General features: G+C 39.1%; 12 protein-coding genes. 3 read left to right on the top strand and 9 right to left on the bottom strand.

Going from position 1 to position 12,466, the window contains the following annotated elements:
- Positions 1–116: 116 nt before the first annotated feature.
- From AC0VYH_RS08090 to AC0VYH_RS08065, 6 genes are all read right to left on the bottom strand, one after another.
- Complete coding sequence (locus AC0VYH_RS08090) at positions 117–446, bottom strand: thioredoxin family protein (protein ID WP_430242216.1); 330 nt, start codon at positions 444–446, stop codon at positions 117–119.
- 20 nt (positions 447–466) lie between these two features.
- Complete coding sequence (locus tag AC0VYH_RS08085) at positions 467–1,306, bottom strand: DUF1206 domain-containing protein (RefSeq protein ID WP_475367124.1); 840 nt, start codon at positions 1,304–1,306, stop codon at positions 467–469.
- 388 nt (positions 1,307–1,694) lie between these two features.
- Positions 1,695–2,579, bottom strand: a complete 885-nt coding sequence (locus tag AC0VYH_RS08080; protein WP_475368823.1) for a metal ABC transporter permease — start codon at positions 2,577–2,579, stop codon at positions 1,695–1,697.
- Positions 2,576–3,943, bottom strand: coding sequence for a metal ABC transporter permease (locus AC0VYH_RS08075; protein ID WP_475368822.1), 1,368 nt, complete (start codon positions 3,941–3,943; stop codon positions 2,576–2,578). Before AC0VYH_RS08075 ends, AC0VYH_RS08080 begins: the two co-directional genes overlap by 4 nt.
- Positions 3,944–3,955: 12 nt before the next feature.
- Entirely contained in the window at positions 3,956–4,711 is a 756-nt protein-coding gene (locus AC0VYH_RS08070) for a metal ABC transporter ATP-binding protein (protein ID WP_430242224.1), read from the bottom strand.
- A gap of 20 nt (positions 4,712–4,731) precedes the next feature.
- Entirely contained in the window at positions 4,732–5,661 is a 930-nt protein-coding gene (locus tag AC0VYH_RS08065; RefSeq protein WP_475368821.1) for a metal ABC transporter solute-binding protein, Zn/Mn family, read from the bottom strand.
- Positions 5,662–6,056: 395 nt separating this feature from the next.
- Here AC0VYH_RS08065 and AC0VYH_RS08060 point away from each other — a divergent pair, with 395 nt between their 5' ends.
- Both AC0VYH_RS08060 and AC0VYH_RS08055 read left to right on the top strand, forming a co-directional pair.
- A complete protein-coding gene (locus AC0VYH_RS08060) occupies positions 6,057–6,545 on the top strand; it encodes a universal stress protein (RefSeq protein ID WP_430242229.1) in 489 nt (162 codons plus the stop codon).
- Positions 6,520–6,747 carry a helix-turn-helix domain-containing protein gene (locus tag AC0VYH_RS08055; protein WP_475368820.1) on the top strand — a complete coding sequence of 76 codons (228 nt, stop codon included), beginning with the start codon at positions 6,520–6,522 and terminating at the stop codon, positions 6,745–6,747. The genes AC0VYH_RS08060 and AC0VYH_RS08055 overlap by 26 nt, the downstream gene beginning before the upstream one ends.
- A gap of 80 nt (positions 6,748–6,827) precedes the next feature.
- Here AC0VYH_RS08055 and AC0VYH_RS08050 read toward each other — a convergent pair whose 3' ends face one another.
- Complete coding sequence (locus AC0VYH_RS08050; protein WP_475373627.1) at positions 6,828–8,621, bottom strand: ATP-binding protein; 1,794 nt, start codon at positions 8,619–8,621, stop codon at positions 6,828–6,830.
- 268 nt (positions 8,622–8,889) lie between these two features.
- On the opposite strand from AC0VYH_RS08050, the gene AC0VYH_RS08045 reads away from it, so the two are divergent.
- The gene (locus tag AC0VYH_RS08045) at positions 8,890–9,174 is read left to right on the top strand and encodes a hypothetical protein (RefSeq protein WP_194221078.1); all 285 of its coding nucleotides are present in this window, start codon (positions 8,890–8,892) and stop codon (positions 9,172–9,174) included.
- Here the strand turns inward: AC0VYH_RS08045 and AC0VYH_RS08040 are convergent, their stop codons facing one another.
- Entirely contained in the window at positions 9,175–11,022 is a 1,848-nt protein-coding gene (locus tag AC0VYH_RS08040) for a helix-turn-helix domain-containing protein (protein WP_475368818.1), read from the bottom strand.
- A gap of 19 nt (positions 11,023–11,041) precedes the next feature.
- Positions 11,042–12,247 carry a M20 family metallopeptidase gene (locus AC0VYH_RS08035; RefSeq protein WP_430242240.1) on the bottom strand — a complete coding sequence of 402 codons (1,206 nt, stop codon included), beginning with the start codon at positions 12,245–12,247 and terminating at the stop codon, positions 11,042–11,044.
- Positions 12,248–12,466 lie beyond the last annotated feature (219 nt).

Genomic DNA, 12,466 nt, shown 5'->3' with positions numbered 1-12,466 from the left:
TATTTCCTTTCACATTGGATTATGTTCAGTATACTGAATTTTCCATTCTCCTGTATATGGTTTTCAACTCATAATAAAGATAAAACAAAAAAACACTCTTAATGAGTGTTTTTAGGCTAATCTAACATCGTAACAATTCGATTGATCGATGAACGAAGGGAGTCAATATTAACGAATCGCGCTTCTCTAATGCTTTCCTTTCCTTCCACATATAACAAAAGTACGGGGATGGTGAAAACAGAAAAGGCGCCTGCTGCTTCTGGAATTTCATGAACATTTAACTTCTCTCGTATAATTTGTGGAAAATCCTCTAATACTTCCTCAACTTGAGGCAAAAGAGCATGGCATACAGAGCAATTTGTTCCATACAAGTACAAAAAGTACATACGATTCTGTTTAATTCCATTTCTTGCTTCTTCAAGTGTCGTCTGATTCAGTTGATTCACCTTCTTCAATACTCCATAAATTAAGAAATTTGCATTCTTCTATTCTTCCCTTTTACAAACATAAAAATGCCGTAAGCGATAAATCCAATGGCAACTAGTCCAAGCAAGATAGCACCATATGGCTGTTTAGCTAATTCTGAAAGCGCTCCATCGAGCCCCTTCGTTTTATCTGGATTAGCAGTAATCGCTGTCTGAATAAAGAATACGCCCATCATCGTGAAGACAACACCTCGTGCTGCAAGTCCGATTTGTCCAGCACGTTTGCCCCACCATTCTTCTTGATCGTGCATTTCATACTGCTTAAGCTGTTTCATAAAGGATTTCTTGTACCCACGAATAACCTGATAAATACCAAAACCAATTAAGCATAATCCAATAAATCCAATTATCCATTGACCAAACGGCTGTCCTAATAGTTTAGCAGACATTGATTGTTTACTGCCAGAAGATGAACTTCCCGCTCTTGTAATAATAGAAACCGCATTATAAGCAAGAAATAAATGAATAATACCAGCGCCAACAAATCCAATTCGAATTAATATGCCTTTTGTATCGTTACCATAATGATCTGGATCCTTAATTCCCTGGATACCTTTCCATACGGAATAACCGATTAACCCAACTATGAGAACCCATAGAAGTGCTTCACCAAATGGCTTTCCTGCAATAGTAGCGAAAGCACCTTTTGAATCAGTCGTTTTACCTCCTGGCCCAAATGCTGCCTGGAGAGCTAAGATCCCAATGATTAAGTAAACAACTCCTTTGGCTGCATACCCCATTCTTGCTAATCCTCTTATCCATGGTTTCACATCATTTGATGCTTGTTTTGCTTTGTGTTTCGCCGCAGTACCAGTGTCCATTGTTAATCTCCTTCCAATCTTTCATATCATTTATCCATTCTTTCTATTCCCACTAATGCTTACTTTCAACCTAAAAGATTACGATTCTGCTTATCCATTTATAGGAAAGTTGAATTTCGTACACTTCGTGAATCCGTTAAATCCTTACTTTACGTTTGAGGAAGCATTCCCTCGAATGTATCATTATTCTAGAAATCAAGATGATGACAGAAAAAATCCACTCAATTAAAAAAAGCCCTGTAAGCGAATCCAGCATTCGCTTACAGGGCTACTAATTGAGGAGATAGTCTTGTGGACACAAGCTATCGCATTTCTTTACTATACTACAGATCACATAATTTTCATATAGTTTTGAATCATTTCTTTTGCGATTCATCGCGTTAAATGATTAAGACTGATCTGCGATAATTCCTTTCCTTGCTATGACTTTAGATAATAAACCGTGTCTCGGTGAAAGGATAAATGTGATCGCAAATATCATTCCAGCAATCGATGCCATAGAACCTGAGATCGAAATATTCCAAGCGAGCGCGGAATAATAACCACCGATCGCTGCAACTACGCCAACACCTGCACTGATGATTAACATAACAAGTAATTTATCTGTTAATAAATATGCTGTAGCTCCCGGTACAATAAGCATGGCTACGACGAGAATAGCCCCAACACTATCAAAAGAAGCAACCGTCGTTATTGAAACCATCGACATAAGTAGGTAATGGATGAACATAACTGGAATACCAATAGCCGTAGCCATTGCAGGATCAAACGAGCTAATCTTAATCTCTTTATAAAACGTGAGGATCAAAATAAGATTAATCACCAGAACACTTCCAAGCATCCAGACCGCAGAAGGTCCAAGGTCCACTCCACCTATTGTTAACGTATTCCACGGAATAAAGGTAATCTCTCCCATAAGGGCGTGGTTAACATCAAGGTGTACTTTACTAGCAAAAGCTGACAGCAGAATAACTCCGAATGCGAATAGGGAAGTAAACACTACACCGATAGCGGCATCAGATTGCACACCGCTTGAATGAAGGACCTGCACTAAAAAAGCAGTCAATAGACCTATGATCCCTGCACCAACCAGCATATAGATCCCTTCTAGTGAATGACTTACGAGGTATGCCAATACAATACCTAGCAAAACGGTATGACTAATCGCATCAGCAAGCATCGCCATTTTACGTAATATTAAAAAACACCCGATGATCCCACACGATACTCCCACTAAAGAACCTGTAAGCATAATCCATGCTCCATAACTCATGAGGAATTCACCTCCTTCTTACGCTTTTTTGTGCTTTGAGAAGGTGCTTTGACATGATACTTTTCTCCTCTAGCAAAATGAGCCGGGTTTAACTTAAGCGCCCGTTCATGAACATCCATTAATCGAGTAAGATCTTCTACGGCTGTTGGAGGAAGCTCTTTATAATGCCACTCATCGTTTGTTTTTGATTGAAGATGAGCAAATTTCATTTCATACATAGTGTAAATCTCGAATAGTCGATTGTTCTTTGTAATTTCATGCGCCTTATAAGCACCTAACTCAGTAAGGCGCCATTTGCCGATCACTGGCTGGAAGACGTATCCTTCTTTTTGAAGCTGATGTAGAATCGACTCTAGTTTGCGACGTGGCATTTTTCTTCTTTCTTCAAGCTGAGCTATAGTGAACGCAAAATTCGTAGTGGATAAGCTAACTTCTTCAGAAAGATCATACATCGTTTGAAAAACGGTTTCCTTAGCAACACTTTTACGAACGCGATACAATTTTAAACCTTTCGATAAAAGCCCTCTGTTTGGAGCAAAAACGAGAGAAATTAAGAAAATAACCGTTGCTGCAATGACGATGACGGGTCCTGTCGGAAGTCGGTTTGCCATAGAACTTAATATCGTGCCAAGAATTCCTGATAAAGCACCAATTGTTCCCGCTACTATAACCATCCGATCAAGTCGATCGGTCCAATACCTTGCAGATATTGCAGGAGTAATGAGCATAGCGGCCATTAGAATAACTCCCACTGCTTGTAAACCTATCACAACTGCACTGACGATTAGTGTCATCAATAAGGCATTAAGAAACCCTGTAGGTAATCCAATTCCTTTTGCGAATTGGCGGTCGAAGGTAAATAGCTTCAATTCTTTAAAAAGTAGCCAGGTGATCACGAGAAGCACGATTGCAATTCCCGAAATAACTCGAACATCATTTCCTACAAGCGATGCTGCCTGACCGAATATAAAGTCATCAAGACCACTCTGGTTACCATTTTCAGATTGAGCGATTTTAGTTAATAAGACAATTCCAAACCCAAAAAACACTGAGAGTACTAATCCAATCGCGGTGTCTTCTTTAATACGTGAATGGTTAATAATAGCTTGAATAAAGTAGGTTGCAAGTAAGCCAGATATCGCAGCACCTACTAAAAACCAGCCAATCGATTTTGTTCCATAAAGTAGAAATGCAATGCAAATCCCAGGAAGTGCTGCATGCGCCATAGCATCACCGATTAAGCTTTGTTTCCTAAGAAGGGCAAAACTACCGAGGACACCACTTGCTACTCCAAGAAGAATTGTACCAAATAGCACCCACTGTGTATTTGCATCCTGTAGCGTTAGGAGGAGCTCATTTAACATTATTCTCCCTCCTTAAGGTTGAACTACAAATGGTGTGCTGACCTCAGAATCAAGAAATGATAGTCTTCCACCATATGTTTTTTGTAAGTTTTCAATTGTAAATACTTCATCTGTAGGACCGAGCGCAATTTTTCTTTTATTTAACAAAAGGGTCCAATCAAAATACTCCTTCACTGTCTGCAAATCATGGTGAACAACAAGGACGGTCTTCCCTTGTGCCTTCAGCTCATTTAAAAGTGAGATAATCGCTTTTTCAGTAGCAGCATCAACGCCAACAAATGGTTCATCCATGAAATAAACTGTTGCATCCTGTGCTAAGGCTCTTGCAAGAAACACTCTCTGTTGTTGACCACCTGATAGTTGACTGATCTGCCTATTTGCATATTCTTTCATGCCCACTTTATCAAGCGCCTGCATAGCAATAGCAGTATCCTTCTTACCAGGCCGCTTAAACCAGCCGATGTGCCCGTATCTTCCCATCAGTACGACATCAAGAGCATTCGTAGGAAAATCCCAATCCACTGATCCTCGCTGTGGTACATATCCAACTAGTTTTCGCTGAGTACGATATGATTTTCCGTAAATTTCTACAGATCCCGAGGCTGTTGGAATTAACCCTAAAATAGCTTTGATTAACGTTGATTTACCAGCACCATTTGGACCAACAACGCCTATTAACTTTCCTTCTGGCATTTCAACCGTTACTTCCTGAAGTACAGGCTTACGGTCATAGGCTACCGTTAAATTTGATACATTAATTGGATTCATATCCCTACCTCCTTCTTATCCTATTTCAACGCTTCCACAATCGTATCAATGTTATGTTGATACATACCTATATACGTCCCCTCAGGTGAACCCTTCTCACCCATCGCATCTGAGAACAATTCGCCACCTATTTCAACCTCATGACCTTTTTTTCTTGCTCCTTCAACGACTGCATTAATCGAACGTTCTGAGATACTGCTTTCAATAAATACAGCCTTAATATTTTGATCTGCTAATACATTCACAAGATTTTGAACATCCCTAAGCCCATATTCTGAATCTGTACTTAATCCTTGCAGCCCCTTCACTTCCATGCCATATGCCTGACCGAAGTATTGAAATGCATCGTGGGCCGTAACAAGAACACGACTCTCTTCTGGGATTTCATTCAATTTTGATTGTGCTTCTTCTTGTAGCTTAGTTAGCTCTTCTAAATATTCCTCTGCATTTTTCTCATAATCTTCCTTGTGTTCGGGATCATATTCAATTAATCCGTCGCGAATTTCTAGCACAGCATATTTCCATAAATCAATATCAAACCACACATGAGGATCAACGGCTTTTGAACTTCCCTGAGTGATTAATAGCTTCTCTTCAGGAATAGCTTCTGCAACAGGATAGGTTGGTTTTTCTCCCTTCATTTTCGCAAATATCTCGCCCATTTTCCCTTCTAGATGAAGACCATTATAGAAAATGACATCTGCATTCGATAGCTTATTAATGTCTCCTTGTGAGGCCTTATATAAGTGAGGATCAATACCTGGACCCATTAAGGAATCGACTTCCACATGGTCCTTACCAATGTTTTCTACAATGTCTCCAATTTGCCCGATTGTTGTCGTCACGTTAATTTTTCCTTCACCGTCTTTGGTTGTCTCAGTACTACTGCACCCCGACATCACGATCAAAAATAATCCTGCACCGAAAACAAATCCTAACCACTTTTTCACATTTACCAACCTCTCTTTTTCTATTTATACCGGCACCATTTCCCTTTACCTAACGTATGGGCGTTGTTTCTGTAAGGTGCTTATCCATTTCAATTTAACGAAAAACATTTGCTTAACGTCTTTGTTTTTTACCAGATAAACATTTCTTTCCCTAAGGCAAATTGTAAACAAAAATTTTTTAACATCTCATATCAGCTAGTCAATATTCCTCTAACCACAAATGTTTCCTTAGCACAAAACTATCGCATGAATGCATTTTTGTCAACTTAAGTTTATGCAGTTTTTCCTTGATATAGAATATTTTCATCATAATAGTGATATATCTCACAGTAATGACAAATGAGACGCTATACAATAAAGCTAAGAAATAAAGTTTTTATTGGGAGGGTATTAGAATGAGCACAAAGCATTCAAACATACTTGTTGCTGTTGACGGTTCTGATTCAGCCGAGATTGCTTTTTCCAAAGCTGTAGAACTTTCGATTCAAGACCAGGCTTCCCTACTGATTGCTCATGTCATTGATACGAGAAATTTCTCAACTTTTGAACTTTACGATATCGCAACGGAACGAGCAGAAGACTTTGGAAAGCGTCTATTAAAGGAGTACGAAGAAAAAGCACGAATGGCAGGAATTTCGAATGTTGATACAGTTATTGAATATGGATCCCCGAAAGCAAAAATTGCAAGAAAGATCGCTCCACAAAATAAGATAGATTTAATTGTTTGCGGAGCAACAGGGATGAATCGCGTAGAAAGATTGCTTATGGGCAGCGTTTCTGAACATATTACTCGTCACGCCACATGTGATGTATTTGTTGTAAGAGGCAGCAAAGTACTTTCTGAGGAGGTTGAGAAAGATGAACACAGCAGACAAAATACGTAAGCACCGTTTGGCAGCCAATTTATCCATTTCTGAGTTAGCGGTGAAAGTACGGATTGGGGCGGGGCTTATGCAGAAAATAGAAGAAAATCATTATCAGCCAGACGTTCAAACACTCCTAAGAATATCAACAGCATTAGATATTCCAGCCTCTGAATTTCTTGAAAAGGAAACAATTGAGCAGTTAGAAAAAGCCGATACATGAAAGGATAGCTATTTATTAAAAAACGAGAAAAAACGCTAGCAAGTTGCTAGCGTTTTTTCATTTGTACTAACTCTATTTCTTCAAACATTCACCAGCTTATTTTCATAAACTGGTAGGATCACTTCGACGGTAGTTCCTTCTCCTTCAACACTTGTTAAGCGCATTCTCCCGTTATGGTTATCAATAATGCTAAAACTAACCATTAGTCCCAGTCCAGTCCCATTCTCCTTCAACGTATAAAATGGTTCGCCGATCCTTGGCAATTGGTGCTCTGGGATACCTACACCCTGATCTACAAACGTTATAACCGCTTCTTTTTTCTCATTTTCTTTTACCTTTACAAAGATAGTGCCACCATCAGGCATCGCTTCAATAGCGTTTTTCACAACATTGACAAACACTTGCTTTAGCTGATTTTCTTCACCTAAAATAGGAAAGTGATCACACTCATACTGTGTTCGAATAACAATGTTTTTCAGGATTGCCTGGGATTTAAGAAGGGCGACTACGTGCTGAAGCAATGAAATAAGATCACTTTCTCCAAACTCTTTCTCTTGAGGTTTTGCAAGGAGCATAAATTCACTCACTATGAAATTAATGCGATCAATTTCCGATAACATGATTTGAAGAAACTCTTTTGATTTATCGTCTTCAGAAGAGCTATAGACTAATGTTGCAAAGCCTTTTAAAGAAGTAAGTGGATTTCTTATTTCATGTGCAACTCCTGCAGCGAGCTCTCCTACCGCTGTTAATTTCTCTGAGCGTCTTAGCAGTGCTTCCGTTTCTTTAAATTCTGTAATATCTTCCACTATGACAATAACACCCTGTACTTTTCCATGAACCATATGAGGAATGGAAATTAACTTCACATGAACCGAGTGACCTTCTCGATGAACAATGGCAGATTCACACTTTTGCGGAATACCTTCTTTCGTTCTTTCAAAACAATTTAACGTCTGCTTTAAGTAACGCTGATCCACGAATTGAAAACTCGTTTTATTACTTGTGCTATTCGATGAGTAGCCACTCATTTTTTCTAAAGCGGGGTTCATATTTAGTATTTGACCACTGATATCTAGTACCATGATACCATCGGGACTATTTTCAACGAGTGAGAGGTATTTCCGCTCGCTCTCTTGAAGTTGTGTGGCCTGTTCTTCTACCTTTTGACCTCGAATCACACTAATTAAGATTAAAACAGAAATAATGAATATGCCAATCAAAACAAGATACTGCAACACCGTATTTTCACTGTAGCTTTCTATTTTAAAATTTGAATTTGAAGCCGAGGAAATCATCGTAAAATAATGAACGGCGAGAGTACCTAAACCAAATACAATTGCCCCTGATAATTTCCCCCAGGAGTTCCGTTTTTCATTTGATACACCATAAACTAACCAAAAACTACAAACTGTCGAAATGAAGGCGATCAAACCTGGAATGACAATTTTCCACCAATCTGTCAAATGATAAATCTCTCCTAATAAATAGACAGATGTTAGCAATTGCAAAAAGACCAAAACAATGGTGAGAGAGAAACTTGCCACTACCAACTGTTTCAATTGTCTTTTTGATGAAATGATGTTGAATGACAGGAGTGATCCAACAATAGGAATAACTAAAGTAATGATAACAAACCATGGATTGTAAAAGGTTGAGTCGGCTGTTGAAATCCCTAACAGTACAAGATACTGTAGAATCCAAATCCCTGCTCCCATTGCTAATGCACTGCCAAATATCCATAGCTGTCGATATGAATGCGTCATATTGTAAGCCTTCTCATGAAAATCAAAAGCTGTATAAGTATAGCTAACTACCATTAAAATCGAAATCAAAATAAGAAAAAAATGAAATTCATAGATGAGGTCTTCCATGATACGCTCCACTCCGTTTTCCATAACAAAATCAGTTCAAGTGCAAGTAATTCCTTTCACTATTAGTAGTCATTAGACATTCATCTTCAAATTCCTTCCACATTTTCTTAGATGATACAATTTTCCCATCTCATTTCCCTATCATTTAATCTGCTCAAGAAAGTTTCCACATAAAAACAGCCTGCATGAAAGGGCAGGCTGTTACAAACATATCTTATGGCTAATTCATTTCAAAAAAGGGTATGGGGAAAAGGAAGGAGGATCTCACATGCCGCAAATATTATTTAAAGTACAGGAAGTTAAGCGACTACAAGACCATCATATACCTAACACGCTTGAAGCGAACGTCGAAGTGGAATTTATCAATCGAGAAAGTGGTGAACTGTTAAAAACAGGACTGATTCCCGTTCGTTTCAATGAACACGGATCTTTCCCATCCATCTCTCATATCCAAAATTTCGAAGAAGAAAAGAAATTACAAACCAAACTCTTATTCGACATTCGACGATACGTACGAAAACTTCGCCCCTATCTTCAGCCAGACGATGAATAACTAGGCTTCAAATAAATAACGATAAATATTACAGGCAACTTGGATATTCATAAGATCAGAAGGATCATTAAAATTAATCGTTAGTATTTCTTGTATGCGTTGAATTCGATAATTCATCGTATTAACATGAACATGGAGCTGTTCAGAAGCGTTTTTTAAATCTTGTCCGGTCGATAAGTAAACAAATAAAGTTTGAAAGAGCTCTCCTTTGCGGCGTTTTTCATAAGCTAGCAACGGAGAGAGATACTCAAGCGCATAGCTTGCTAGATCTTCTTCTTTATTGTTTAACAGGAGTCGAAGCGCCCCGATTTCTCCATACCATGATGAATAACCCGCGAATGTAAATCGCTTTAGAAATTTAATCGTCTTCTTCGCTTCTTGAAAAGAGTGATCAATGGCACGGATTCCTCTAACTGGTTTTCCAATTCCGATTCTACAAATTTTTTCAGTTGTGACAGAAGCGATCAACTCATTAAATTCTTGGATGAACTGATTAACAGTGAAAATGGATGATTCGATGCCTTTCTCATCATCTTGATGGAACAGCAAGACAATTTGACGGCCCCACTCTGTAACACGCACAGTTTTTTGATGATTTTTCTCCAGTAAATGTTTAATAGAAGCATGAATACATCTTCTAAGCCATTCCTCGCGTCCTTGTTCAAACTCCTGAGGTACATCGATTAAAGCGATTGTGAAATAACCATTTAATCCTGTCTTCAAACGCCCAGCAAGGTAACTTAAATCCGCTTCATCCTCTTGTGGCGATAGAAGATGGATGAGTAATTCTCCAGTTAAACGCTGTTGTTCTTTATGCTCCGATTCCTTTTTCATTAGCTGAAGACCCGCAACTGTACATGCGTGAAAAACGGCTGACTGCTCAAACCTTGTAAGTGGGAGCTTTTCAGAAAGAATAGCGAGATAACCGAGTGGAAATGACAATCGGCCAAGAGGAAAAAGTAAAGAATCTTCGTCAGTTTGCACAACTTCTAACTCATTTGTCTCATTTTGAATGGTACTTAAATGATTAAGAATAATGCTTTGTAAACTTTTTTCTGCATTCCATTCAATCTGACTGGAAGCCTTCACCTCTCCAAATGGATCATAGATGGCTACGCTCTTTCCAATAGACTTTGTGAGATACGTGCAAATTTCTTTAAACGAGTCTTCATTCATCCCTATGTCCGACAGGGCCTGGTGTGTATCTACTGAGATCGATAGACTTTCGTTTTGATGAATCACTGTTTGATTAAATTGCTTTAACTTCTGTAAAGAAGCTTCTTTGTTTTGATACAAATTCGCGTTCATTAGTGCAATGGCCGCCTGTGAAGAAATAGCTTCCACAAGTCGGATATCATCTTCTGTAAATCCTTTTCCCCCATTAAACTGGTCGAGCACTATGACCCCTGTACAAGTACCTTCTTTTTTAATCGGGATACAAATCGTACTCAGCGGTAGCTCTTGTGCAGATTGGTAATATAGGCTAGCATTTTGATGAGACATCGTTCCCATAGCTTTTTCGACTTCATCACTTGTTTTGAAGTGCAAAGTGGTTTCTTTCTCAAATGCAAGACCTGTCATCGACTCACCTGAACGGAGCATGACTTCATTGACCGTCTTCTTTCGAAACCCTGTCGACCCAGCCACTTTTAAACCTTTTTGTTCTTTATCATATAGAAAAAGCACACCACCATCAGCTGCATCAATGGCTGAGACGGCTTCTTCTATAACAGACTGAATGACAGAATAGAAATCTAGTGATGAGTTAAAGATTGTTGAAACTTGCATAAGTAAATGCAACTGCCTTTTGCTAAGTTCTGCCTCATTCTCAAGTAAACCCCTCGCCATCCATTTCACTCCTTTTATTTTAAGTGTTAACCTCTTCCGTCTCATAACGATGTTGCTCAAGATAAGCTAACGTTGCTTCCCCAAGCGTTTTGGCAGCAATCAACATAGCGTTCTCATCGATATCGAACATTGGATGATGATGAGGATACGTCGATTTACTCTCAGCATTACCTGCCCCGGTTAAGAAGAATGTTCCGGGAACCTCTTCTAGATAATAAGCGACATCTTCTCCGATCATTAAGGCTTCTGTTTCTACAACATTTTTCACCTCAGCTACTCTTTCTGCAGCTTCCTTCAACATCATCGTTTCTTTTTCATGGTTAACTACAGGAGGATACCCTCTGTCATAACTAAATGTATAGTCTGCCCCGCTACTCTCACACGTGCCTTTAATCATTTGTTCCATATACCCGATGATCTTCTCGCGAACGTCTCGATCAAAGGTTCTAACCGTCCCTTTCAATGTTGCCGTTTCTGAAATAACATTGAAAGCGGAACCTGCGTGAAATGAACCGATAGAGATGACTGCTGTACTTGAAGGATTGATAAACCGGCTGACAATTTGTTGGAGATTACCAACCAACTGACTGGCGATCACAATTGAATCAAGCGCCTCATGTGGGATACCCCCATGACCACCTCTCCCTTTGATCACAATTTCAAAAGAGTCGGCAGCAGCCATAATGCGTCCTGGTTTATACGCAATTGTTCCTGTTGGGAATCCAGACCAAAGGTGTGTTCCAAAAAGAACATCCACTCCCTCTAGGCACCCGTCTTCAATCATTGGCTTTGCTCCACCAGGTGTAATCTCTTCAGCGAATTGATGAATAAAGACGACGCGACCTGCTAATTGATCTTTTTGCTCATGTAGTGCTTTTGCTAAGTGGAGAAGCGTTGATGTATGACCATCATGACCGCACGCATGCATCACACCTGGAACAGTGGATTTGTAGGGTACTTCTTTTTCATCATTGATTGGAAGGGCATCAAAATCAGCACGTAAGCCCACTGTCTTTCCTGGCATTGCACCTTCTAAAGAAGCCACTACTCCTCTGCCACCGACATTTATTTTAACGTCCATGCCAAGTTCCTCGTAGAAATCTGCAATTAGTTTAGGTGTTCGAACTTCATGGAATGACAATTCAGGATTCTGATGAAGATCTCTTCTTAGGTCAATCATTTGTGGTACTAAATCTTCTAATCTCTCAAAAAGCGCTTTTCTCATGTTTCATTCCCCTCTCCTCTATCTAAAACAAAATAAACTTCACTCTCTTATTACGTTACGAGTATTTTAACAAAAATTCTGAACTTTATAAGTAGAAATCAGAAATCTATTGTGAAATATAAAGGATTCTTCAATGTAAGCGCTGTATTCTCATTAAATCACCCAAAATACCAGTGCGGAGTAATGTCATTCCATGAATATCGTTAGTTGCAATAGAGC

It is taken from the genome of Anaerobacillus sp. QJM3NY_32, from assembly GCF_056173645.1.
The sequence above is the reverse complement of the archived record's forward strand: the minus strand, read 5'-3'. Positions and strand labels throughout refer to the sequence as shown.